Annotated in this window: 17 protein-coding genes; 6 read left to right on the top strand and 11 right to left on the bottom strand. The window is 66.8% G+C overall.

Annotated elements, in window-relative coordinates; all coding sequences use genetic code 11:
* Window positions 1-6: 6 nt before the first annotated feature.
* Window positions 7-729 (bottom strand): response regulator, encoded by a 723-nt coding sequence (locus tag WT26_RS22475; protein WP_059521730.1) that lies wholly within the window; start codon window positions 727-729, stop codon window positions 7-9.
* A 376-nt stretch (window positions 730-1,105) separates the two neighbouring features.
* Here WT26_RS22475 and WT26_RS37520 point away from each other — a divergent pair, with 376 nt between their 5' ends.
* Together WT26_RS37520 and WT26_RS22470 are read left to right on the top strand one after the other, a co-directional pair.
* The gene (locus WT26_RS37520; RefSeq protein WP_155123172.1) at window positions 1,106-1,534 is read left to right on the top strand and encodes a hypothetical protein; all 429 of its coding nucleotides are present in this window, start codon (window positions 1,106-1,108) and stop codon (window positions 1,532-1,534) included.
* 104 nt (window positions 1,535-1,638) lie between these two features.
* Entirely contained in the window at window positions 1,639-2,502 is an 864-nt protein-coding gene (locus WT26_RS22470) for a crotonase/enoyl-CoA hydratase family protein (RefSeq protein ID WP_069273982.1), read from the top strand.
* A 39-nt stretch (window positions 2,503-2,541) separates the two neighbouring features.
* Here WT26_RS22470 and pdeR read toward each other — a convergent pair whose 3' ends face one another.
* The 4 genes from pdeR to WT26_RS22450 all read right to left on the bottom strand — a co-directional run bounded on the left by pdeR (window position 2,542) and on the right by WT26_RS22450 (window position 11,323).
* Window positions 2,542-4,545 carry a cyclic di-GMP phosphodiesterase gene (pdeR, locus tag WT26_RS22465; protein WP_069273981.1) on the bottom strand — a complete coding sequence of 668 codons (2,004 nt, stop codon included), beginning with the start codon at window positions 4,543-4,545 and terminating at the stop codon, window positions 2,542-2,544.
* 657 nt (window positions 4,546-5,202) lie between these two features.
* The gene (locus tag WT26_RS22460; RefSeq protein ID WP_069273980.1) at window positions 5,203-8,871 is read right to left on the bottom strand and encodes a hydantoinase B/oxoprolinase family protein; all 3,669 of its coding nucleotides are present in this window, start codon (window positions 8,869-8,871) and stop codon (window positions 5,203-5,205) included.
* Window positions 8,872-9,020: 149 nt separating this feature from the next.
* Complete coding sequence (locus WT26_RS22455) at window positions 9,021-10,319, bottom strand: MFS transporter (RefSeq protein ID WP_069273979.1); 1,299 nt, start codon at window positions 10,317-10,319, stop codon at window positions 9,021-9,023.
* Between the two features lie 230 nt (window positions 10,320-10,549).
* On the bottom strand, window positions 10,550-11,323 hold the full coding sequence (locus tag WT26_RS22450) for a putative hydro-lyase (RefSeq protein ID WP_021161673.1): 774 nt from the start codon (window positions 11,321-11,323) through the stop codon (window positions 10,550-10,552).
* Between the two features lie 205 nt (window positions 11,324-11,528).
* Here WT26_RS22450 and WT26_RS22445 point away from each other — a divergent pair, with 205 nt between their 5' ends.
* The 4 genes from WT26_RS22445 (at window position 11,529) to WT26_RS22430 (ending at window position 17,641) form a co-directional block, all read left to right on the top strand.
* Window positions 11,529-12,461 carry a LysR family transcriptional regulator gene (locus WT26_RS22445; protein WP_069273978.1) on the top strand — a complete coding sequence of 311 codons (933 nt, stop codon included), beginning with the start codon at window positions 11,529-11,531 and terminating at the stop codon, window positions 12,459-12,461.
* Between the two features lie 452 nt (window positions 12,462-12,913).
* Window positions 12,914-15,607, top strand: coding sequence for a type VI secretion system Vgr family protein (locus WT26_RS36170; RefSeq protein WP_230461713.1), 2,694 nt, complete (start codon window positions 12,914-12,916; stop codon window positions 15,605-15,607).
* Window positions 15,577-16,770, top strand: a complete 1,194-nt coding sequence (locus WT26_RS38520; protein WP_230461712.1) for a hypothetical protein — start codon at window positions 15,577-15,579, stop codon at window positions 16,768-16,770. Before WT26_RS36170 ends, WT26_RS38520 begins: the two co-directional genes overlap by 31 nt.
* A 1-nt stretch (window position 16,771) precedes the next feature.
* The gene (locus WT26_RS22430; RefSeq protein ID WP_059885038.1) at window positions 16,772-17,641 is read left to right on the top strand and encodes a hypothetical protein; all 870 of its coding nucleotides are present in this window, start codon (window positions 16,772-16,774) and stop codon (window positions 17,639-17,641) included.
* Between the two features lie 32 nt (window positions 17,642-17,673).
* Here the strand turns inward: WT26_RS22430 and WT26_RS22425 are convergent, their stop codons facing one another.
* The 6 genes from WT26_RS22425 to WT26_RS22400 all read right to left on the bottom strand — a co-directional run bounded on the left by WT26_RS22425 (window position 17,674) and on the right by WT26_RS22400 (window position 24,257).
* Window positions 17,674-18,000 carry an antibiotic biosynthesis monooxygenase family protein gene (locus WT26_RS22425; RefSeq protein WP_069273977.1) on the bottom strand — a complete coding sequence of 109 codons (327 nt, stop codon included), beginning with the start codon at window positions 17,998-18,000 and terminating at the stop codon, window positions 17,674-17,676.
* Between the two features lie 62 nt (window positions 18,001-18,062).
* On the bottom strand, window positions 18,063-19,049 hold the full coding sequence (locus tag WT26_RS22420) for a YkgJ family cysteine cluster protein (RefSeq protein ID WP_069273976.1): 987 nt from the start codon (window positions 19,047-19,049) through the stop codon (window positions 18,063-18,065).
* Window positions 19,043-19,813: a MetQ/NlpA family lipoprotein gene (locus WT26_RS22415; RefSeq protein ID WP_069275109.1), complete on the bottom strand. Its 771-nt coding sequence runs from the start codon at window positions 19,811-19,813 to the stop codon at window positions 19,043-19,045. Before WT26_RS22415 ends, WT26_RS22420 begins: the two co-directional genes overlap by 7 nt.
* Before the next feature lie 101 nt (window positions 19,814-19,914).
* Window positions 19,915-20,964 (bottom strand): formylglycine-generating enzyme family protein, encoded by a 1,050-nt coding sequence (locus tag WT26_RS22410; protein WP_069273975.1) that lies wholly within the window; start codon window positions 20,962-20,964, stop codon window positions 19,915-19,917.
* 15 nt (window positions 20,965-20,979) lie between these two features.
* The gene (locus WT26_RS22405) at window positions 20,980-22,929 is read right to left on the bottom strand and encodes an arylsulfatase (RefSeq protein WP_069273974.1); all 1,950 of its coding nucleotides are present in this window, start codon (window positions 22,927-22,929) and stop codon (window positions 20,980-20,982) included.
* Window positions 22,930-23,315: 386 nt separating this feature from the next.
* Window positions 23,316-24,257, bottom strand: a complete 942-nt coding sequence (locus WT26_RS22400) for a LysR substrate-binding domain-containing protein (RefSeq protein ID WP_069273973.1) — start codon at window positions 24,255-24,257, stop codon at window positions 23,316-23,318.
* Window positions 24,258-24,365 lie beyond the last annotated feature (108 nt).

The following is a 24,365-nucleotide window of genomic DNA, read 5'->3' as shown; positions in this document are numbered from 1 at the left end:
ATCGCATCACACGCGCACGACGGGCACCGCGAACACGTAGCCGATGCCACGCTGCGTGCGGATATAGGTCGGCTGCTCGGGGTTCGGCTCGATCTTGCGGCGCAGGCGCAGGATCAGCACGTCGATCGTCCGGTCGTACACGTCGATGCCGAAGCCGCGCGTATGTTCGAGCAACTGGTCGCGCGACCAGACCCGCGAGGGCTGCTGCACCATCGCCGCGAGCAGCTCGAATTCGCCCTGCGTCAGCGCGCACGGGCCGCCGTTGTGCGTCAGCGTGCGCGCGGCCAGGTCCATCGTCCAGCCGTCGAAGCAATAGCGCGGGCCGCCGCCGTTCGACGCGGGACGCGGCATCGACAGCTCGATCGTGCGCCGCAGCTGGGCGCGCACCCGCGCGATCAGTTCGCGCCCGGAGAACGGTTTCGTGACGAAATCGTCGGCCGCGGTCTCGAGGCCGAGCACCCGGTCCGTCTCGTCGCCCAGGCCGCTGATCATGATGATCGATACGTCGGACCGGCGCCGCAGCTCGCGGGCGACCGTCAGGCCGTCCTCGCCGCGCAGCTTCAGGTCGAGAATCACGAGCGCGTGCGGCGCGGCCGCGAGCCGCTGCTGCATCTGCGCGGCGCTGTCGACAGCCGAGACCTCGAATCCGGCCTCTTCCAGCACGCTCTTCAGCCAGGCGCGCACTTCCGGATCGTCGTCCAGCACCAGGATCCGATGTTTTTCTGACATGGGTGTTCTCCTCCAAGCCGGTCGCGCGCGCCGATTCACGCGGCGTCCGGTTGTCGACCGGCGCCATCCGCCGGGTTCGGGCCGGCCGCCGTCGAGTGCGCGGTCCGGCCGGAAGCGAATGGTGGCCGATACCGGGCGACCCTGGCAAGCGCCGGCAGCGGCGAAGGCCATGGCGGCGGCTGGAAAGCGCGGCGGCGGGCCCCGTCGCGCCGATGCGCCGAAGCGCCGAAACACGGCGATCGGTGAATACCCTGCCCCGGCACTCGCACCCGCGACCCGGCCTCGCGATCGAATCCGGCCACGCGCGCATCGCGACATCCGGCCAACCGCGTTGCGCCGACAAGCGAATCCCTCTGCATGACGAACGACACCGCCGTTGCATCGCGGCTTTCCGCTTGCGATTGCCGATACCGCAAGCGATATCCGGACGCCATTCGCACGCGCACTCGCGCGCGGCCGCGCGGAATTCGGTCGTAAAGATGTCCGCACCGCGTCGCCGCGAGCGGGATATTCGGAAAAGACTTTCAAGCGAAACGTCGGCGCTGCCGTCCGGCATGCCGCGCAGCGCCCGCGTGCCGGCGCGCATCCGCGCCGCATCGATCATTCAGCAGAGGAAACGTTTGCGCGCCTCGGTTCACGTGATCTCCACCGGAAATTCGTAAAAAATCGCGTGTCGCCTATGACGCCCCATTCGCGCATCCATTCGACCGCGCGCCCCCGAAATGCCATTGGCTTTCACCCTCGAAAAACACGCGTTCAAGCGGTAAACCCGACGCATCCGGCGATTTCGTGCGCGCAACAATGACGATGCCGCGCGACCGTGGGCCATGCGGCCGTCTTGCCATTCGCATGGATCGGTTACGCGGCGTTTGACCAACGCCAATCACTTAACTAATCGAGGACACATCCATGCAACTCCAATCACACCCCGCATGCCGGCCGTTCCACGAAGCCGGTGAATTGACGCAACTCGTGGCCTACTATGAAGAAGGCCGCAATGTCATGTGGATGATGCTGCGATCGGAGCCGCGGCCGTGCTTCAACCAGCAACTCGTTACCGACATCATCCATCTCGCACGCGTCGCACGCGACTCGGGCCTGCCGTTCGACTTCTGGGTGACGGGCTCGCTCGTCCCCGAGCTGTTCAACGTCGGCGGCGACCTGAGCTTCTTCGTCGACGCGATCCGCAGCGGCAAGCGCGACCTGCTGATGGCCTACGCGCGCTCGTGCATCGACGGCGTGTACGAGATCTACACGGGCTTCGGCACCGGGGCGATCTCGATCGCGATGGTCGAGGGCAGCGCACTCGGCGGCGGCTTCGAGGCCGCGCTCGCGCATCACTACGTGCTCGCGCAGAAGGGCGTGAAGCTCGGGTTCCCCGAGATCGCGTTCAACCTGTTCCCGGGCATGGGCGGCTATTCGCTCGTCGCGCGCAAGGCCGACCGGGGCCTCGCGGAGCAACTGATCGCGACCGGCGAAGCGCATGCATCCGAGTGGTACGAGGATCGCGGCCTGATCGACCAGACGTTCGACGCGGGTGACGCGTATCTCGCGACGCGCACCTTCATCGACGTGACGAAGCCGAAGCTGAACGGCGTGCGCGCGATGCTGCGCGCACGCGAGCGGGTGTTCCAGCTGACGCGCTCCGAGCTGATGGACATCACGGAAGCCTGGGTGCATGCGGCGTTCACGATCGAGCCGAAGGATCTCGCGTACATGGAACGCCTCGTGATGCTGCAGAACCGGCGCGTGTCGAAGCTGCGCACGGTGTAGTGCCGGCCGTCGCCTGACGGCACGGCATGACGGGAAAGTTCAGGCGATCAGCCTGAGCTTTCTCGTCTCCGCGAGCCACGCCTCGAACGCCTGTGCCGGCATCGGGCGCGCGTAGTAGTAGCCCTGCGCGTGATCGACGTCGAGCTGCTTGAGGAATTCGGCTTCCGCATGCGTTTCGACACCTTCGGCGATCACCGCGAAATTCAGCGCCTTCGCGAGCGACACGACCGAGCGCACCAGCGCCTGCGAGCGCGGATTGCGGTCGATGGCCGTGATGAAGCTGCGGTCGAGCTTGATCGCGTCGAGCGGCAGGCGCGACAACTGCGACAGCGACGAATAGCCGGTGCCGAAATCGTCGAGATGGATCTCCGCGCCGAGCTGGCGGAACTGCTTCATCAATGCGAGCGCCGCGCCTTCGTCCTCGATGAAGCAGCTCTCGGTCAGCTCGATGTCGAGCAGGCCGGGCTTCAGCCCCGCGGCATCGAGGATCGACGCCATCTGGTGCACGATGTTCATGTCCTGCAACTGCCGCGCGGACACGTTCACCGCGATCCGGATACCGAGCCCCTTCGCCTTCCACGCGGCGGCCTGCGCGGCCGCGGTGCGCATCACCCAGCGCCCGAGCGGCGCGATGAGACCCGACTCCTCCGCGAAGCGGATGAATTCGACCGGCGCGACGAGCCCGCGATCGGGCGACTGCCAGCGGATCAGCGCCTCGACGCCATGCACGTCGCCGGTCGCGATATCGACGACCGGCTGGTAGTGCAGCACGAACTGCTCCTCTTCGAGCGCCTTGCGCAGGTTCGTGTCCAGCCACATGTACTTCGCGACCTTCTGGTTCATCTCCAGCGAGAACACGCGGTACGTATGCTTGCCCTCTTCCTTCGCGACGTACATCGCGGTGTCCGCGCTGCGGATCAGCGTCTCGAGCGAGTCGCCGTGCTGCGGATGCATCGCGATGCCGATCGAGCAGCTCGTGTAGACCTCCATCAGCCCGAGATGGATCGGCGTGCGCAGCCGCTCGAGAATGATCTGCGCGGTCGCTTCGAGCAGCGGCCGCGTGCCGTGCTCGAACAGCACGAGGAATTCGTCGCCGCCGAGCCGCGCGAGCGTCGCGCCGGACGGCAGGCAGCCGCTGATGATCGCCGACACGTCCTGCAGCAGCCGGTCGCCGGTGATGTGCCCGTAGTGATCGTTGACGCGCTTGAAGTTGTCGAGATCGAGGAACAGGATGCCGACCTGCCCGCGCGTCGCGGCGGTTTCGGCGGCGATCGCCGCGTGGATGCGCTCGCTGATCGCATGGCGGTTCGGCAGCCCGGTGAGCACGTCGGTGTTCGCGAGTTCGCTGAGCCGCTGCTGCGCGCTGCGCTCCTCGGTGATGTCGATGCCCGAGCAGATCAGGAACTGCTCGTCGACACCGCTGCCGCTCTGGACGAACTTGTTGCGGAACTGGAACAGGCGCGGCCCGTTGACCGTGTTGATGTAGCGCTCGACCGCGAACGACTGGTTGCTCGCGAAAAAGCCGGTGATGTTGGTGCGCGACTGCGCGCCCTGCTCCGGGCTCATGAACAGCTCGAACGCACTGCGGCCGATCACGTCGACCTCGCGCTTGCCCGTCACTTCCTCGCACAGCCGGTTGAAGCGCTGCACCATCCCGTTGCGGTCGAGGATCACGACGAGCGAGTTCACTTCCGACACGACCTGCTCGGCGAACGCAAGCCCGTGCGCGAGATCGCGTGCGACCGACTCGGTGTCCGAATATGCGCATGCGGTGCCGGCCCAGTCGGCCGTCGTGAGCTTCTTGCCGACGAGATGGAGCCTGACCGGTTCGCCGAACAGCGCGATGTCGAGCACGAGGTGCGACGTGACACCGGTCAGCGCGCGAATCCGCGCAGCCTGCTCGGCGCTCAACGCCACGCTGATGTTGGTCAGGCCGCGGACGGCCGCCAGTTCGAGTGCATTGCTGTCGCTGCCGAGGCGCCAGCAGGGGCTGCGCGTACCGACGTGCGCCTCGAGCACCGCGCTATCGTTTTCGTCATCCATGGACGAGCCCCGACCAAAAAAACGCTCAGTTTAGACGAGGCGCCCCATCCAATCGCATGCGCGGACGCCCGCTAGGCGCCCGGCGGTTCGACTGGGGTCGCGGCCCTCGCCCCGTTTTTTGCTCCAGACAATTCCGAACCCGCGTCCGCGCGTGTCGTGCGCGGGTTCTGCCAGACGAATGATGGGCTCATCTTATCAAATGACGGACGGGATTTGCACACACAATTCTCACAGAGTGTCAAGCAAGCGGCCGCCGTGTCGGCGCTGGCAACAGTCTCCCGTGTCGCATCGGAAAACGGCATGACCGGGCTCGCGACAGCGGGTTGCAACCGCGCGTCGAATGCAGGTTGCGACGCGCCCGGCGCGGCTTCGCCGGCATTTCATCGTTGCACGAACCGGTTCCGCGATGAATGCGCGATCAGGGTCGGAACGTTACGGCGACGCGTTGCGCCGAACCGACATTCCGCCCCTGTCATCCGCGTTCGCCGGACTTATTCAGGAATGTTTCGCAATATCGGCGTCAATCGGCGCACGCATTTCATCACCGATGAACGCACTTGCGTCACGCCGCGAAACATTCCGGACTGCCGGGCATGTCTGCGCGCCGAATGAATGAGCCGCTTGCTTCATTGCGCGCACGCCCGTCGAAACGCACGGTCATTCGGCATCGCATCCGGGCGGCGCACCATACCCGCCGCCGCCCGGGGTTTCGACGACGAACACGTCGCCCGGCGCCATCTGCGCGCGGCCGATATGGTCGAGCGCCTCGACCGTGCCGTCCGCGCGCTCGATCGTGTTGCGGCCGAGCGCGCCGGCCTCGCCGCCCGCCGCGCCGAACGGCGCGTGGATCCGGTTGTTCGACAGGATCGACGCGGTCATCGGCTCGAGAAAGCGGATCCGCCGCACCGCGCCGTCGCCGCCGCGCCAGCGGCCGCCGCCGCCCGACCCGGCGCGGATGCGGTGCGAATCGAGCCGCACCGGGTAGCGCCATTCCAGCACCTCCGGATCGGTGAGCCGCGAGTTCGTCATGTGCGTCTGCACCGCGCCGACGCCCGCGAAGCCGTCGCCGGCACCGCTGCCGCCCGCAATCGTCTCGTAGTACTGGTAGCGATCGTTGCCGAATGTGAAGTTATTCATCGTTCCCTGGCTCGACGCAACGCAACCGAGCGCGCCGTACAACGCGTTGGTGATGGCCGACGACGTCTCGACGTTGCCCGACACGACCGCCGCCGGATACTCGGGATTGAGCATCGAGCGGGCCGGCACGATCACCGTGAGCGGCTTCAGGCAGCCGGCATTCAGCGGGATGTCGTCGCCGACCAGCGTGCGGAACACGTACAGCACGGCGGCCATGCACACGGCCTTCGGTGCGTTGAAGTTGTTGTCGAGCTGCGCGGACGTGCCCGTGAAATCGATTTCCGCGCGCCGCGCGGCCCGGTCGACGCGGATCGCGACACGAATTTCCGCGCCGTTGTCGAGCGGGTAGCGGTACGCGCCGTCCTGCAGCGCGCCGATCACGCGCCGCACCGCTTCTTCCGCGTTGTCCTGCACGTGCCCCATGAACGCGAGCACGACGTCGCGACCGAACTGCGCGACCATCCGGCGCAGCTCGTCGACGCCCTTCTGGTTCGCGGCGACCTGCGCGCGCAGGTCGGCCATGTTCTGCTCGACGTTGCGCGCCGGGTAGCGGCCCGACGCGAGCAGCGCGCGGGTTTCCGCATCGCGCAGCGTGCCGGCCGACACGAGCTGCCAGTTGTCGATCAGCACGCCCTCCTCGTCGATATGCGTCGAATCGGGCGGCATCGAGCCCGGCGTCGTGCCGCCGATGTCCGCGTGGTGGCCGCGCGAGCCGACGTAGAACAGCGGCGCGTCCGAACCGTCCGCGAACACCGGCGTGATGACGGTCACGTCCGGCAGGTGCGTGCCGCCGTGATACGGATCGTTCAGCATGAACACGTCGCCGTCGCGCATGCGGCCGCGGTTGCGCTCGATCACGGTGCGGATGCTCTCGCCCATCGAGCCCAGGTGCACCGGCATGTGCGGCGCATTCGCGATCAGGTTGCCGTCGCCGTCGAAGATCGCGCACGAGAAGTCGAGCCGCTCCTTGATGTTCACCGAGTACGCGGTGTTCTGCAGCCGCAGCCCCATCTGCTCGGCGATCGACATGAACAGGTTGTTGAAGATCTCGAGCCGCACCGGGTCGGCGTCGGTGCCGAGCGAGCGGCGCGTCGGCAGCGGCGTCGTGCGGGTCAGCACGAGGTTGCCCTGCGCGGTCATCTGCGCGCGCCAGCCGGGCTCGACGACGGTCGTGCCGTTCTTTTCCGCGACGATCGCCGGGCCGTCGATCGCGTCGCCGGCCAGCAGCGTGTCGCGCACGTAGAGCGCCGCGTCGTGCCATTGGCCGCCGGAATAAAAGCGCACCGCGGAATGGGCGCGCAGCGCGCCAGCGCCGCCGTCGTTGCCGTTGCCGCGCGGTGCGAGCGGGGCGATCTCCACCGGCGCGTCGGAGCGGCCGATCGCCTCGACCGACGCGAGTTCGGCCACCAGCGGCGTGCCGGGCATCAGGAACGCGTAGCGCTGCCGGTACGCGGCCTCGAATGCCTGCTGCATCGCGGCGACGCTGCCGGCCGGCACGTCGAGCGCCGAATCGGTGCCCTGGTAGCGCAGGTGCACGCGGCGCTCGATCGCGATCCGCGCCTGCGGCACGCCCTGTTCGAGCAGCGCGCCGATGGCCTCGTCGGCCAGCCGGTCGAGCGCCGCGTTCAGCGCCGGCAGCGACGCGTCGGACAATACCGCCTCGACCGCGCGCTCGCGCATCGCGGTCTGGTCGGCGAGGCCCATCCCGTAGGCGGACAGCACGCCCGCGAGCGGGTGCGCGAACACCTGCGTCATCCCGAGCGCGTCGGCCACGCCGCACGCATGCTGGCCGCCCGCGCCGCCGAACGTCGTCAGCACGTAGCGCGACACGTCGTGGCCGCGCTGCACCGAGATCTTCTTGATCGCGTTCGCCATGCTGCCGATCGCGATTTCCAGGAAACCTTCGGCGAGCGCCTCGGGCGTCTCGCGCCGCCCGGTCGCCGCGTGGATCTCGTCGGCGAGCGCGGCGAACTTCGCGACCACGCCGTCGCGGTCGAGCGGTTCGTCCGCATGCGGGCCGAACACGCGCGGGAAATGATCGGGCTGGATCTTGCCGAGCATCACGTTGCAGTCGGTCACCGTCAGCGGGCCGCCGCGCCGGTATGCGGCCGGCCCCGGGTTCGCGCCGGCCGACTCGGGCCCGACGCGCAGCCGCGCGCCGTCGAAGCCGAGCACCGAGCCGCCGCCGGCGGCCACCGTATGGATGCTCATCATCGGCGCGCGCATCCGCACGCCGGCCACCTGCGTCTCGAACACGCGCTCGAACTCGCCGTGGTAGTGCGACACGTCCGTCGACGTGCCGCCCATGTCGAAGCCGATCACGCGTTCGAAGCCGGCCGCCTGCGCGGCGCGCACCATCCCGACGATGCCGCCCGCCGGGCCCGACAGGATCGCGTCCTTGCCCTGGAACGCGTCGGCACGCGTGAGGCCGCCGCTGCTCTGCATGAACTGCAGGTTCACGCCCGGCATCTCGTGTGCGACCTGCTCGACGTAACGGCGCAGGATCGGCGACAGGTACGCGTCGACGACGGTCGTGTCGCCGCGCGACACCATCTTCATCAGCGGCGACACCTCGTGCGACACCGATACCTGCGTGAAGCCGATCCGGCGTGCGAGCTGCGCGAGCGCTTGCTCGTGCGCGGTGTAGCGATAGCCGTGGATCAGCACGATCGCGAGCGCGCGCACGCCCGAGTCGTACACGTGCCGCAGCGCCGTTTCCGCGGACGCGAGATCGAGCGGCACGACGACGTCGCCGTGCGCGCCGATGCGCTCGTCGATCTCGACGACGGTTTCGTACAGCGCGTCGGGCAGCACGATGTCGAGATCGAACAGGCGCGGCCGGTTCTGGTACGCGATGCGCAGCACGTCGCGAAAACCGCGCGTCGTCGCGAGCGCGGTGCGTTCGCCCTTGCGTTCGAGCAGCGCGTTGGTCGCGACCGTCGTGCCCATCTTCACCATGTCGACGCGCGCGGGCGTGATCGGCTCGCCGGCCGCGAGGCCCAGCAGGTGGCGAATCCCGGCCACGGCCGCGTCGCGATACTGCTCGGGGTTCTCCGACAGCAGCTTGTGCGTGACGAGCGTGCCGTCGGGCCGGCGCGCGACGATGTCGGTGAACGTGCCGCCGCGGTCGATCCAGAATTGCCAGCGGCGCGCGTCGGAAGGAACGGAAGAACTGTGTCGGGTCGTCATGGCGATGGAATCACTGTGTCGTGGAATCGTGAATCGGAGGACGAACGCCATCCGCGCGGCGCGCGCTCACGCGCGTCGCGACAGGCGTCGTCGGGAATGGAAGGCGAGCTGCGCTCGCGCGGCGCGCAAGCCGCGCCGGAGCGCCGGCGTCAGGCGTCCTCGAGTTCGCGGCCGCGTGTCTCGGGCAGCGTCAGCGCGGCGACGATCACCACGCCGTAGGCGGCGACCGCGAAGATGCCGATGCTCATGCCGAGCCCGTATTGCTTGGACAGCGCGCCGATCAGGAACGGGAACAGCGCACCGATCGCGCGGCCCACGTTGTAGCAGAAGCCCTGGCCGGAGCCGCGCACGCGGGTCGGGAACAGTTCGGTGAGGAACGCGCCCATCCCCGAGAAGATGCCCGATGCGAAGAAGCCGAGCGGGAAGCCGAGCCACAGCATCGACGCGTTGGTCAGGTTCAGCGACGTGTACGCGAACGCGATCACCATCGAGCCGAGCGCGAACAGGATGAAGTTCGGCTTGCGGCCGAGGCGGTCGGTCAGGTACGCGCTCGTCAGGTAGCCGACCCACGAGCCGAAGATGATCATCGCCAGATAGCCGCCGGTGCCCATCACCGTGAGGTGGCGTTCCGTCTTCAGGAACGTCGGCAGCCACGTCGTGATCGCGTAGTAGCCGCCCTGCGCGCCGGTCGTCAGCAGCGCCGCGCGCAGCGTCGTCGTGATCAGCTTCGGCGCGAAGATCTCGGTGAGGCGCGGCGCGTCGGCCACTTTCGCCTGCGCGGCCTTCTCCTTCTCGTAGACGTCCGGCTCCTTCACGTAGCGGCGGATCGCGACGACCAGCAGCGCCGGTGCGAGCCCGACGAGGAACAGCGCGCGCCACGCCTGCTCGGCGGGCAGCACCGAGAACAGCAGCGCATACAGCAGCGCGCACAGCCCCCAGCCGATCGCCCAGCCCGACTGCACGAGGCCGACCGCCTTGCCGCGGTCGCGCGCGCGGATCACTTCGCCGATCAGCACCGCGCCGGCCGTCCATTCGCCGCCGAAGCCGAAGCCCATCAGCGCGCGCGCGGCGAGCAGCTGGTGATAGTTCTGCGCGAGCCCGCACAATGCGGTGAACACGGCGAACCACAGCACGGTGAGCTGCAGCGTGCGCACGCGGCCGATCCGGTCGGACAGGATGCCGGCGATCCAGCCGCCGGCCGCCGACGCGAGCAGCGTGATCGTGCCGATGAAACCCGCATCCGCGAACGAGATGCCCCAGGTCGCGACGAGCGTCGGGATCACGAACGACAGCATCTGCGTGTCCATCCCGTCGAGCATGTAGCCGACCTTGCAGCTCCAGAACGCACGGCGCTCGCGCGGCCCGGCCTCCGCATACCACGAGAACAGGCCGTTGCGCTCGGGGCTCGCGGGCTCTGCGGCGCTCGCCGCGAGGGTCTTGCTTTCCATGGTGTCGCTCCAGTCGAAGTGCGCCGAATGACTCGTCGAGCCGTCGTCGAGTCGTTGTCGGGTTGTCGTCATCGGCCGCCGGCTGCCGGGACGCGGATGCGCGTCGCCCTCCGGCCGGACGGATCGGGTCAGGTCGCGGCGCGCCGCCGCGACGGGTCCGGGCGGGACGGCAGGTTCGCCGCCCCCGCCTGGCCGCCCGATGCAGCCGCCTCATGCGGCCGCATCGGGCGTCAGAACACCGCGAGCGACGCGTTCGTGATGTCGGTCATCAGCATGTGGCCGGGCGTGTGCGCGATCGCGATCGGCAGCTTCGCGTCCATCAGCGCGGTTTGCGGCGTCACGCCGCACGCCCAGAACACCGGCAGCTCGCCGTCGCGGATCGTCACCGCGTCGCCGAATTCGGGCGCGTTCAGGTCGGCGATGCCCAGTTCGCGCGGATCGCCGAGATGGATCGGCGCGCCGTGCACGCCCGGAAACCGGCTCGTGACCTGCACCGCGCGGATCGCGTCGGCGCCCCGCATCGGCCGCATCGACACGACGAGCTGGCCACCGAAGATCCCCGCCCGGCGGTTCGGGATCGACGTGCGGTACATCGGCACGTTGCGCCCCTCCTCGACGTGGCGCAGGCCGATCCCCTCTCGGGCGAGCATGTCCTCGAACGAGAACGAGCAGCCGATCGCGAACACGACGAAATCGTCGCGCCACAGCGCTTCCAGCGACTCGACGCGCTCGGTCAGGCGGCCGTCGCGGTAGACGTTGTAGCTCGGCACGTCGGTGCGGATGTCGAGATCCTCGCCGAGCGCGTCGACCCGGAACGCGCCCGGTTCGCCGACGCCCAGCAGCGGGCAGGCTTTCGGGTTCGCCTGGCAGAAGCGCAGGAAATCGTGCGCGTACGCATCGGGCAGGATCGCGAGGTTCGCTTGCGCGTACGGGCCGCAGTGGCCCGCGGTCGGGCCGCGGAAGGCGCCGCGGCGCACGGACTGGCGGAATTCGGAAGGCGTCATGAGGTGCTGTCGCTAATCAATGTGTCGTCGGGATGACGGTGCCGTGTCATCGGATACGGCGAAGAATAGAAAAGAAAAAATTTTGTCGCCAACGAGTTTTTTTGCGCTTCGTGTATAGAATTTCTTAACGGATCTTCGGGTTTTCCCCGGCTCCGTTCACTTTTCCTCACCGGCAAAGTGCGCATCCACGCTCCGTCCGACCGCCATGAACACGCGTTTTCTCGAAACCTTCGTCACGCTCGCGAAGCTGCGCAACTTCCGCACGACGGCCGCCGCGCTGCACGCGACGCCGGCCGCGATCTCGCAGCGCCTGAAAGCGCTCGAGGACGAATTGCAGACGATACTCGTCGACCGCGACAGCCGTGAGTTCCGGCTCACGCCGAACGGCGAATACCTGCTCGGCTATGCGAAAGCCGTGGTCGAGGCGACGCAGGAGCTGCAGGCCGCCGCGTCCGGCGAAAGCGCGCTGCGCGGCAAGCTGCGGCTCGGCGTGATCGAGACCGTCGTGCACAGCTGGCTGCCGCACTACATGCGGCGGCTGGCGGCCGACTATCCGCAGCTCGAGATCGACCTGACCGTCGATGTGAGCGTCGTGCTGCAGCGCCGGCTGATGGCCGGCGAGCTCGACCTGATCATCCGCGTGGAAGGCAGCGACGAGGCGTCGGTCGTGTGCGATGCGCTCGCGAACTATCCGGTGCGCTGGATCGCGCGGGCGGGGCTGCTGCCGAACACGCGCACGGGCCTCGCGCGGCAGGTGCTGCGCCAGCCGATTCTCACGTACGGGCGCGGTACGGCGCCGCACCGTGCGCTCGAGGATATCGTCCGGACCCTTGCACATGCGCACGGCGTGCCGCTGTCGGACACGCGCATCACCGGATCGCCTTCCATCTCGGTGATCGTGCAGCTCGTGCGCGACGGCTTCGGTGTCGCGGCGATTCCGGTGCTGTTCGTCGATGCGCTGATCGAAAGCGGTGAGGTCGTGGAGCTGCCGCTGCAGCCGTCACCGCCGTCGATCGTCGTGTCGATGTCGCGGCGCGCGGATGCGCAGAGGTTCGTGCACGGCGCGTCGATTGCGGCGCGCGTCGCGTGTCATGAGTATTGCGAGAAGAGCAACCGGCGGCTGGTCGAGGTGCTGTGACGCGGCAATCGCCCCGACCCGACCTGTGTGAAAAAGCGACGCAAAGCGCACGACGGGCCGTCGGCTGGCCCGCAAGCGACAGAAGACAAAAACGAATCACGCGTAATGGGTTCAAGCTGAAACTGAATCGAAAACCGCAATCGATTCTGAATCGATGAGATTCAACAAGCTTGACTGCCGGGATATTAGGTTCTTTCCGATTACAAGAACGGTGAAAATGGAACAAGCGACTATTTTTTAACGAAAATCAAAATCAGAAAAATCGTATTCATCCTATAGGCGACGCTGCATTTCCACGTTATCAATCTCGGCATATGTGACATGCGAGATCGTAGATGAGGAATGCATACGGCCATGAAATGGTCCGCCCGCGTGGCCGGGCCGACAGCCATTGCTGCGGCAAAATCCGTCGCAACGCCGCCGCCATCGGCAAGTGAGCAAAGAGGAAATCAATGACGACTCTTGCTCAGGAACGCGCGTTGTCCATCTCCGGCGCAGCCCTGCCGACCTACGGAACGGATGCGCTTCCGGTATTCGTTCCCGTGCGGCTGCAAGGCACCGAAACGATCGGCCGTATCGACGAATACCGCTATCTCGTCACATTGCGCACTGACGACGCGTATGCATTTTCGCCGAGCCTCGCGGCGAATCACGATCTGGATAAGATGGTCGGCACTGAAGTGACGGTCTCGATCTGGCTCGACGGCAACGGGCATTTCACGCCGGGCTTGGCCGGCAGTGCCGGCCTCGGCAACCTCGGCGCGGGCGTGCGCGAAATCACCGCGCTGGTCGAGGCAGCACGGCTGGTCGGACAGGACCACGATTCGATTTTGTATGAACTGGAACTTCGCCCGTGGCTCCATCGGGCGACGCTCACGCAGGACTGCCGCATCTTCCAGGAGATGACTGTCGTCGAAATCACCGACGCCGTGCTGTCCAGATATCCGTACAGAGTCGACAAGCGCCTGGCCGGTGTGTCTCGCGGCATCTACCCGAAGCGGGACTTGCAGCGTCAGGCGTCCGAATCGGACTGGGCGTTCCTGCAACGCCTGTGGGAGGAATGGGGCATCTGGTGGTGGTTCGAGCATGACGACGGCCATCATTGTCTGGTCTTGTGCGACACGATGGGCGGCCACCAGCCGCATGGCGATGCCTACGAAACGCTGCGCTATCTGCCGCCCGACGGCAAGCGCATCGACGAAGAGCACATTCATGCACTGTCGGTGACGAGCCGCCTCACCATCGGCCGCGTGACCGTGACGGACTACGACTACACGCGCCCGCGGGCGAAGCTGGCGGTCACCGAAGCCAATCCGCGCGAGACGGCGAACGCCGACGGCGAAATCTACGCGTGGGGTGACTACGGCCAGCCGCTGGCAGGCGCACAAGGTCTCGCGGGCGAACCGAACGAGACGGAGCGCGAAGCGAGCCATCTGGCACGCGTGCAACTTGAGGCGCAGCGCTGTGCCGGGCTGCGCGCCCATGGCGCGGGCAACCTGCGCGGGTTGAGCGTGGGCCGCACGTTCATGCTGACAGGCCATCCGCAGCAGGCCGCGAACCGCGAATACGTGGTGGTGTCGTGCACGCTCGACATCGAGGAAATCGGCGATCGTGCCGGCCGCGCGCAAACCTGTCGCGTCGATACGCAGTTCGAACTGCTGCCGGCAAACGAGCCGTTCCGGCTTACGCGCAGCGTCGGCAAGCCCGTGTTGAGCGGCCCGGAAAAAGCCGTCGTCGTGGGGCCGGCCGGACAGGAAATCTGGACCGACCAATACGGCCGGGTGAAGGTGCAGTTCGAGTGGGACCGTCAGGGCCGGCTGGACGAGCATTCCGGAATCTGGCTGCGCGTGTTGTCGCCATGGCAAGGCGTCGGCATGGGCGCGACCTTCATTCCGCGGATCGGCCATGAGGTCGCGGTGATGCACTATCACGGCGATCCGGATTTGCCGGTGATTGCCGGCAGTGCCGTGAACGCGTTCAGTCAGCCTGCGCTGGACCTGACGCACAATCAGGCCGTGTCGGTGATACGGGGCCGCGAGTTCCATGGCACGGCGTCCGGCCACGTGGCCATCGACGATACGCAGGGGCAGATCCAGACGCAGATCGCCAGCGACGCGGGCGCATCGCAGCTCAGTCTCGGCAACCTTCGGCGCATCGTTCGGAAGGCGGGCCGCGCCAACGCGCGCGGCAAGGGATTCGATCTGCGCACCGACGATTGGGGCGTCGTGCGGGCGCTGAAGGGGCTGTTCGTCACGACGGACGGCCAACCGGGCGGCGCGGGTCATGCGAAGGATATTCGCGAGGCTGTGGGCAGGCTGACGCAGGCGCAAGAACTGCAGGCGAGTCTGTGCGGGCTGGCGCAACGGCATGACGCACAACAATACGGCGCCGACCAGAGCGACGTAGTGAAGGCGATCGATGCGCGCAACGCTGCAATCCGGGGCATGCCGTCGGGCAGGCCGGACGACTTCCCGGAACTGACGGAATCCGACATGGTGCTTGCCGGGCCGACGGGCATCAGTCTGGCCGCCGGGCGCAGCGCCCATCTCGCCGGCAACGAGGACGTCGCGGTGACGAGCGGCCGGCACGTTGGCCTGGCGGCCGGCCGCTCGCTGTTCGCGAGCGTCGCGCACACCTTCTCGCTGTTCGTGCACAAGGCGGGCATGAAACTGATTGCCGCCGCCGGCAAGGTGCGCATCGAAGCGCAGACCGACGGGATCGATGTGACGGCCAAGCAGGCGGTCACGATCACGAGCACGACCGATCGCATTCATCTCCATGCAGCGAAGGAGATCGTGCTGCACGCGGGCAGTACGGAAGTGCGCATCAGCGAACGGGGCTACGTGGTGCGCACCGCCGGCGAACACACGGTCCATGCAGGCAGTCATCAGGCCGACGTTCCCCAGACGCGGCCGATGCGCTTGCCGGTCACGCCGGACAATCCGGGGCGGTTCGCCGCGCAGTTTGTGCTGATGGAGCATGCGAGCGGCTTCGCGCTGCCGAATCAACCGTATCGGGTCACGCTGGACGACGGGCGCGTGATCGAGGGGGTGAGCAACGCGCGTGGCGAAACAAACGTGGTAACGGGCCATGAGGTCACGTCGGCACGGTCGAAGTGCTGGCCGCGAGCGACCCGGACAAGGTGATTGCCGTCAATCGGGCGGCCATCGTGCGCGACAACTCGACGCCCTACACCGCCAAGGCGCCGAATGCCGATAAGCGGACCGCGACGATCAGGGGCGCGAAAGCTAGTACGCCGGAACAGGGAGCTACCTCAGAGCATCAGCGCCCCATGTTCGCGGCCTGCGATCCGCTGAACTTCGGGTTGCGCTTTCATCACTTCATCAACGGGGCGAAACAGAGCGATGTGCCTAACGATTTGGTGGTGCGCCGCGATGTTGAGTATTCGGTGACGAAAGCCTATACGGCAGCGATCAAGGACATTCTTCGTCGCATCCAATGGGGGAAGTACAAGACGCTGGATGGTTCGGTGCCGCTTGAAGTGAAGACTGGTATTGCAAAGGTGGTCGGCCGAGTTCTTTCTGACGCCTTGGGCGAGGGACCATTTGGTTTGCCGAAGGGCTATGTCAACGAATCCATGCAGCCAAGCGGAGCCATGCCGATCATTGACATTGTCAATGCGCAACAAGGGCAAGACCGATACAACATGCGCACCGATGTCAGTGCTTCATTCGTCGCGTCGAAATGGGTCATTGCCATTCAGGAGAAAGAAGTCGCTCAAATTATTGCTGTGACGAACGACGCCGCCGCACTGGATAGCAAGCTGCAATCATTTGCTGAGCTGCTTTATCATGAGGCGCGACATTGCCAGCAGCTTTTTTGGATGATGGCGCTGCTTCGACAACACCCCGACGACTACGTTAAATTCACAAAGATCCTCAATCTATATAAAACATACATACAAAAAAACATCTACGAGGCCACCCAGAAAATCACTATCCCAGATGGCAACCTCATCACCACCGGGTTGCATCGAATGCTTATTTTTCACTATTATTGGATGATTTTGTATATACAACCCCAAGCGGGCGGAGCTTATGTGAAACCAGATCTGCCGATTGCACAATCCGAAGTATGCAAGTTGCTCAACGTGTCGCCTGAAGCGGCGACGAAGATGGCGAGTTTTGAAGCGGGCTACCGGAGCCAGTTACATGAAGAAGATGCTTACGCATGCGCAGAAGTGGTTCGAGGCTATTGGAACCGTCCTGATCACCCTCTCGTGCGTAATCCAGGCACATGCACAGCAGACTACGCCTCTGCCCTCAGAACCATCGGCGCTAGGAATTGACATGACGAAACATGCTGACGAGCAGCGTGCGATGGTACGTAGCCTTCTGAAGGAGGCAATGGCGATCTTGCGTGATGACAAGCCATTTGATCCAGCGCATATCGCCTTTGGTCGAATTCGCGATAAGGAACCGCATGAGCGTGAAAAAGGAGCACGCTATCTATATACCAATCCCGTACTGTCGTCAGCGAGGATTTCATTTTATACAGGCGATGATCCGGAGGACTACAGCGCTGACCGCTCGAAGGTGAAGATCGTTCCGGGAGGAGTGACGATCCGGCTTGACCCGATGTTAGCGGATCTGCCTCACACGGAAATTGAATCACTGCTACAACTCGGTAACTATTGGGTCGACCCTGATGAAGAACGCATATTCGGAAATGAAATATTTCCCAGATTTCCAGATTCCCCAAACCTACAGGAATTTCGGTATCGAGCTAAAGCAATCGCCACCAGCAAATTCCCCGTTGATGTCGAACTATTTTACGTAAATCCATTGAACGGAACACTTCCACCGATGCTGGACGAAGTCAGAATAAGACGCGCATACAAGATCTTGACTCCGGACGAGCGCAGACAACGTCGCCTCGAAGAACGGCAAGCAAAGCGACAGAAGTACGGGGAGATGAACCTGCGCACCGGCATGCTGTGCCCCGAGACGGGCTTATGGCAGGGATACGTCCACGGCTCCAGCTCGTGCCGATTTGTGATCCGGGAAGGGCAAAGATTTCCCGTAGTCCGCACACTGACGCCTAGCGAGGAACTCGAACAGCGACGACGCAGCGAGTTCCTCGCAGGCCAGTGGATGTGGGTACGGGGAGAATACGACGATCCAGCCTGGTCGATGAAGGATCCGGAGTTTGACGCGTGAACCGGATCAAGGAACGCAGCCGCCCCCTCCACTCACCCCGCCTGCCCCCCAAGCGGCGGCACAAGCCTGCCGTCGCCGTACTCGCGCAGCACCTTCGAAATCACGACGCGATAGCCGTCCAGCCAGCGCGCCTGCTTCGCCTTTGCCTCGAGATGCGCCGGATGCTGCATCAGTTGCTGCAGCGCCGCCTCCGACTCCCAGTAATAGACGTTCTGAATGAGTCCCCCGTCAGCGCTCTCCCAAGTCTCCTCGCCGAGATAGCCGGGCGTCGCGCGTGCCATGTCGGCGATCCGCCGGTCGAGCCGGTGGAATTCGTCGTCGTACTGCCCGGCACGGAAAATGAAGGTCGACGCGTACATCGAAGCCCCTCGGTTGTTATTGGACAAGCGCCGAGTTTAAGGCACGACGACCTCGGGGATCGTCAGGCCGCGTTGAGGTCGAAATCGGGTCGATCGGCGAGCCACGCCTCGATGCGGGATGCATCGGCGCGCGGCGCGGCATCGTGCGCCGGCATCGCCGCCAGCGCCTGCCGCGCGCGCTCGAAAGCCTGCGCGAAGCCGCGCAACTCGCGCGTCGCGGGCCGGTCGTCAGGCCGCCGGCGCGCGAGCGCCGCCGCGACGCTCGCATCGATCAATGCACGCTGAGCGTCGATGAAGTCGATGCACAACGCGCAGCACGGCGCGGAGATCGACGCAACGGCCAGCAGGACGGGCACGATCGACACGGTCAGGTACCCGCCGGGCGCGAGCCGGGACAATGCGCGCCGCACCTCCTGCCCGCCGCCGGTCAACGATGCGTACACCGCATCGCGCCACACCGCGCGCTCGAACACGAGCGCATCGCGATACGCATCGAGCGCCGCGCGGTCGGCCACGCGCTCCGCCGTCACCAGCGGGATCGGCGACGAAGGTCCAACGGTAGACGACACATCTCGCCCTTCGAGAATGCAGTTCGCGCCAAGCCATCCCGCATCGTCGCGCCGCGCGGCCAGCACACGGGACTGCAACCGGTCGGGCAGCATCGGATCGAGCGGTGCCGCACCGCAGATCGACGGCTTGTCCGCATGCACGCTGCAGCGGCCGTCGTCGGCGAGTGCCGCGCAACGTCCAAGCGACGGATAGTCGTAGCCCTGCAGCGTCAGCGCGATCCATTCGCTCCCCGCGCCGCCGGCGCGATGAAACAACGTGCCCGCGAGCGCATCGGCGGCCGATACGTCGTCGGCATCGAACGCGTGCTCGCGGCCGCCCGCGCGCCAGCGCTCGCCGATCCGCCGCTTCGGCACGCGACCGATCGTCAGCGCGCCGACGAAGCGATGCCGGTGCCGGAACAGTTCGCGCAACGACAGCGTCGGCGCGCTGTTGCAGCAGCGTCCGCATGCGTTGCACGCGAGCAGGTAGGTGTCTACCACGGCCGTCGCACCGAATCCTGATAGCGCGTGAGAATGAAGCGGGCGACGTCGTCCGAGTGATAGGCGGCGACGAGTTGCGTCACCCACGGCTTCGCGCGATCGGCATCGCGCACCGTCAGCACGTTCGCGTACGGCGAGCGCGCGTCCTCGAGGCTGATGCTGTCGCGCGCGGGTTGCAGCCCGGCCCGCGCGGCATCGTCGCTGTCGATCGCGACGAACGCGGCCCGGTCGAGCGCCGCGTAAAGGCGTTCGCGGCGCAGCGCGACGAGCTTCAGCCCGAGCCGGTTGCCGGTCACGTCGCGCAGCGTCGCATGCAGGCCGGCCTGCTCGCGCAGCGTCACCAGCGTGTCGTTCTGCAGCAGCACGAGCGCGCGCGCCATCCCGCGCGGATCGGCGGGAATCGCGACCGTCGCACCGGGTTGCAGTTCGTTCAGGTTTTTGAGCTTGCGCGAATAGAGCGCCATCGGCAGCGTCACCGTCGTCGCGACCGCCGTCAGCGCGTACCCCTTCGCGGCGCGCGTCGCCGCGAGGCGCTGCGCGTCCTCGAAGCTGGCCGCGTCGATCCGGCCATCGGCCAGTGCCGCGTCGATGCGCGATGCATCGTCGAATTCGACGACGTCGACCGGCAGACCGCGCGCGGCAGCGACCCGCTTCACTTCGTCGAGGATCTGCGCATGCACGCCGCGCGTCACGCCGACGCGCACGGGCGCACCGGCCGCCTCGACCGCCGGCGCCGCATGCGTCGCGCCGCACGCGAGCCACATCAGCGCGGCAATCGAACGGCGCGCACGCTTCGTCATCACGCGCGCGTCACGCTCGGGCAGAGCCGGCCACCACGCGGCGGCGCGCCGGAACAATGTCCGCGTCACGGCGCATCCCTCAGAATCGTGCGAAACCCGATATGCGACGCGCCGAGATCGGCCTCCTGCTGTTCGCGCGACGACGCGCGATAGCGCACGCAGTAATCGCGCGAGCACAGGAACGAGCCGCCCTTGATGACCATCGGCGTATCGTGCCGGCGCGTCGGCGGCGCGACGGCCGCCGTGTCGCCGTTGGTATGCGACTGGTGCGGGCCCGTATAGGCGTCCTTCGTCCATTCCCACGCATTGCCGATCATGTCGTAGAGCCGGAACCCGTTCGCCGCGTAGCAGCCGACGGGCGCGAGCCCCGCATGGCCGTCCTCGGCCGTGTCGAGCACCGGGAACGCGCCCTGCCAGTAGTTCGCGGCCGGCTTGCCCTGCGCGTCGCGCGGCGCCGCGTCGAGCGACGCGTCGTCGCGGCCGGCCTTGCCCGCGTATTCCCATTCGGCCTCGGTCGGCAGGTCGCGGCCGAGCCAGCGCGCATAGGCGAGCGCATCGCGCTGCGTGACGAGCGTGACGGGCAGGTTGCCGATCCCGTCGACGCCGCTGCCCGGCCCGCGCGGATGACGCCACGACGCGCCCTTCACCCACGACCACCACGCGAGGTCGCGCGCGTTCATCTCGTCGCGTGTCGGCACATGGAACACGGCCGCCCCGCCCTGCTGCTCGGCCTCGGTAACGTAGCCGGTCGCCTGCACGAACGCGGCGAACTGCGCGATCGTCACGTCGGTCTGGTCGATCCAGAACCCGCCGACGCGCGTACGGCCGTCGCCCACCGGGCGCTCGTCCGCGTAGCCGCGCGTGCTGCCGAACACGAACGCGCCGCCGCGCAGATGCACCATTCCGGCCTTCGGGTCGTCGCGCCACTTTGCCGGCAGCCCCGAGTAACGCTCGCACTGCCGTTCCGAGCCGAGCGGCGCGAGCGCGCGGCCGCGATTCGCGTCGTCGAATGCGTCGCCCCCCGGCGCAACGGGATTCGCATAACCGGCCGCGAACGCCGCGGCGAACAACGTGGCGGCCAGCGCCGCGCCGATCGTCCAGAACCGGAACCGCATCGTGTCGCCCCGGTATCAGTAGTAGCCGCGCGGACGCAGCGGTTCGACACCGCCGACGTTGCTCATGTAGGTCTTCCACTGGTCGACCAGCGTGCCGATCACCGACGGGTTCTGCGCCGATACGTCGGTCGTCTCGCCGCGATCCGACGCGAGGTCGTAAAGCTGCCAGTGACCGTCGGGCGGCCCGAGCGGCGGTTCGGTCCACAGCGCCTTCCAGCGGCCGTCGGCGCTGCGCAGGTAGGCGCGGCCGTATGCTTCGTCGCCGAACGGCGTCGTATGCACCTCGCCCGTCGCCGATCCCGTGAGCACCGGCAGCAGCGACTGGCCGGTGACCGGATACACGTAGCGGTTGTTGTAGATCACCTTGCCCTTGTTCTGGTCGACGCCCGTCAGCGTGTTGACGAGCGGCGGCGCCGGCTGCGACGGCGGCGTGACGCCCGCGACCGCGAGGAACGTCGCCGTGTTGTCGGTCACGTGCGTGAACGCGCGCAGCGTCGGCAACTGCTGCGTCTGGCCCGGCAGGCGCACGATCGTCGGCGTCGATACGCCGCCTTCGGCCGAATACCCCTTCGTGAGCCGGAACGGCGACGCGCTCACCTCGGCCCAGCGCAGCCCGTACTGCAGGCGCTGCGCATTCTGCTTGCCGTTGTCGGTGCCGAGGGTCGAGTAGACCGGCTCCTGCCCGTTCGCGGTGTCGGTCGCCGTCGGGTCCGCGCCCGAGTCGATCGGCCAGCCTTCGGCGCCGTTGTCCGACTGGAACATGATGAACGTGTTGTCGTATTCGCCGATGTCCTTCAGGTGCTGGATCAGGCGTCCGATGTTGTAGTCGAGGTTCTCGACCATCCCCGCGTAGATCTCCATGTAGCGCGCCTGCGCCTTGCGCTCGGCCGGCGACAGGCTCGACCACAGCTTGTCGACCTTGCCGGGGCCGTAGTCGCTGTAGCCGTCAGCGGCCGAATGCACCGCGCTGATGTATTTCGCGCTGGCCGTACCGTTGTTCGCGGTCGCGGGCGACGCGGCCGTCGTTTCAGGCAGGCCGTCGAACGGCTTGAAATCGGCGGGAATCAGCCCGAGCGCCTTCTGCCGTGCGATCCGCGCGTTGCGGATCGCGTCGTAGCCGGCGTCGTACACGCCCGCATACTTGTGCAGCCATGGTTCGGGCACCTGGAGCGGCCAGTGCGGCGACGTATACGCCGCGTACGCGAAGAACGGCTTGCCGTCGCGCTGGTTCGAATCGATGTACGAGATCAGCTTCTGCGTATAGAAATCGGTCGAATAGAACACGGCCGGGCTGCCGCCCGCACCGCCCGGCTGCCCGGGCTGGCCGGGCTGCACGTAACGGCCGTCTTCGGTGTAGTTCGACGAGCCGGCCGGCTCGTGCGCGAAGTGGTTGGTCGCCGCGCCGCCGAGCAGCACGTAGCTGCGCTCGAAGCCCCACTGGTCCGGCGTCTGCCCGCTGCCCGTCGCGCTGCCGACGATCCCCGAGCCGATATGCCACTTGCCCGCGATGTACGTGTGGTAGCCGGCATCCTTCAATAGTTGTGCGAACGACAGTGCACGGTCGTTCAGGTAGCCCTCGTAGCCGGGCAGCCCGCGCCGTTCGTCGGTCGGCACTCCCATCGTGCCTTCGCCGACCAGATGGTGATCGGTGCCGGACACCAGCATCGCGCGCGTGATCGCGCAGACGGTGCCCGTGTGATGGTTCGACAGGATGCGGCCCGACGCGACGAGCGCATCGAGGTTCGGCGTGTTGATCTCGCCGCCGAATGCATGGATGTCGGAATAGCCGAGATCGTCGGCCATGATGTACAGGATGTTCGGGCGTTTTGCCGACGCGCCCGCGTTCACCTGCGGCGGCGTACTGTCGACGTCGCCGCCGCACGATGCGAGCGACAACGCGCCGGCCATCGCGGCGCAGATCAGGCGGAAGCGGGAAGCAGGCTGGGGCGCGGCGGGCTGGGTCATCGCGGTATCGCTCGTTCGTCGGGATCGGCGATCTTAGCGTTGCCGCAGCGGGGGCCAAAGTCCGATTCGTCACATGCTAACGGGGCGGCGGAATATGACGCGACCGCGCACGGAGGGCATCGGCGGGATTGCGGGAAGCGCAACCGGCGCCCGCCGCGGGCGGTACGCGCCGATGCTCAGGAATGCATGAAATGATAGGCGACGCTCATCGCGACGAGGCCGACGATAAACACGATGACGACCTGAAGTTTCTTGTTCACGGGCATGTCCTCTCGGGAAGCAAAAGCCCGCAATCATACGCACCGCCGCCCGGCGTCGTCAGCCTGTCGATGCTGACAGGGCGGGCCCGGAATCCCGCCGGCGATGGCGATCTTGCGGCGGCCCGGTCACCCATGCGCTCCGTGCCCGCCGTCGACGGACGAACTCCGCGCGAGCATGTGCGGTATCTCGTCGACGAGCGCGTCGATGACCACACGCACCTTCGACGGCACCTGGCGCGATGCCGGCCGCACCGCGAACACTTCGGCGCCCGACACGCTGTTGCTGTCCATCACGAGCGAGAGCCGGCCGTCGCGCAGGTAAGGCGCCATCAGCCAGCACGGCAGCCACGCGAGGCCCGCGCCGGCGGCGGCCGCATCGGCGATCGCCAGCAGGTCGTCGAAGCGCAGGCGGGCGCTCACGCGAAGCTCGCGCGCATCGCCGTCCGCGCCGACGATTCGCCACGGCACGACCTGCCCGCCGCGCGAATACGCGATGCCGACGTGCGACGCGAGTTCGTCGAGCCCCGCCGGCCGGCCGTGTTGCGCCAGATAGGCCGGCGACGCGCAGATGCCCATCTGCTGCATGCCGAGCGGGCGGCAGACGAGCGCGGTCGTGTCGACGAGCGGGCCGACGCGCACCGCGATGTCGAAGCCGTCGTTGACGAGGTCGGCCACGCGATCGCTGAACGACACGTCGATTTCGAGCCGCGGATGGCGCTCCACGAGGCGCCGCATGACGGGCGCCACGCATTGCCGCCCGAACAGCACGGGCACGCTGACGCGCAGCCTCCCGGATGGCTCGCGGCGTCCCGCGTCGAGCGCGGCCTCCGTCTCGCCGAGTTCGGCGAGCAGCCGCCGGCACTGTTCGTAATAGACGAGCCCTTCGTCGGTCAGGCCGAGCTGGCGGGTCGTGCGCTGCAGGAGCCGGGTGCCGAGACGGCGTTCGAGCCGCGCGACGACCTTCGCGACCGCCGAACGCGTGACGCCGAGCCGCAGCGCGGCCGCCGCGAAGCTGCCCGAATCCACCACGTCGACAAACTCGGCGATGCCGCCCAGGCGATCGTCCATGCGCTTTCTCTCCTTATCGATTCGTGTCCATTTTGGCGACAGTCAGTGGCCGAACTCTCTCCAATGCATCCTCTCCGGCAACACTATCATGAGCCCGTCAACCACGAA

Source organism: Burkholderia cepacia (assembly GCF_001718835.1).
In the GTDB taxonomy this organism is placed as follows: Bacteria; Pseudomonadota; Gammaproteobacteria; order Burkholderiales; family Burkholderiaceae; genus Burkholderia; species Burkholderia cepacia_F.
The sequence above is the reverse complement of the archived record's forward strand: the minus strand, read 5'-3'. Positions and strand labels throughout refer to the sequence as shown.

Coding starts and splice junctions, on each gene's coding strand:
- WT26_RS22475 (WP_059521730.1), bottom strand. CDS start 729: ATGTCAGAAAAACATCGGATCCTGGTGCTGGACGACGATCCGGAAGTG.
- WT26_RS22470 (WP_069273982.1), top strand. CDS start 1,639: ATGCAACTCCAATCACACCCCGCATGCCGGCCGTTCCACGAAGCCGGT.
- pdeR (WP_069273981.1), bottom strand. CDS start 4,545: ATGGATGACGAAAACGATAGCGCGGTGCTCGAGGCGCACGTCGGTACG.
- WT26_RS22460 (WP_069273980.1), bottom strand. CDS start 8,871: ATGACGACCCGACACAGTTCTTCCGTTCCTTCCGACGCGCGCCGCTGG.
- WT26_RS22455 (WP_069273979.1), bottom strand. CDS start 10,319: ATGGAAAGCAAGACCCTCGCGGCGAGCGCCGCAGAGCCCGCGAGCCCC.
- WT26_RS22450 (WP_021161673.1), bottom strand. CDS start 11,323: ATGACGCCTTCCGAATTCCGCCAGTCCGTGCGCCGCGGCGCCTTCCGC.
- WT26_RS22445 (WP_069273978.1), top strand. CDS start 11,529: ATGAACACGCGTTTTCTCGAAACCTTCGTCACGCTCGCGAAGCTGCGC.
- WT26_RS36170 (WP_230461713.1), top strand. CDS start 12,914: ATGACGACTCTTGCTCAGGAACGCGCGTTGTCCATCTCCGGCGCAGCC.
- WT26_RS22430 (WP_059885038.1), top strand. CDS start 16,772: ATGACGAAACATGCTGACGAGCAGCGTGCGATGGTACGTAGCCTTCTG.
- WT26_RS22425 (WP_069273977.1), bottom strand. CDS start 18,000: ATGTACGCGTCGACCTTCATTTTCCGTGCCGGGCAGTACGACGACGAA.
- WT26_RS22415 (WP_069275109.1), bottom strand. CDS start 19,813: ATGTGGCTCGCGTGCGGCGCGACGCATGCGGCGCCGGCGGTCGAGGCG.
- WT26_RS22410 (WP_069273975.1), bottom strand. CDS start 20,964: ATGCGGTTCCGGTTCTGGACGATCGGCGCGGCGCTGGCCGCCACGTTG.
- WT26_RS22405 (WP_069273974.1), bottom strand. CDS start 22,929: ATGACCCAGCCCGCCGCGCCCCAGCCTGCTTCCCGCTTCCGCCTGATC.
- WT26_RS22400 (WP_069273973.1), bottom strand. CDS start 24,257: ATGGACGATCGCCTGGGCGGCATCGCCGAGTTTGTCGACGTGGTGGAT.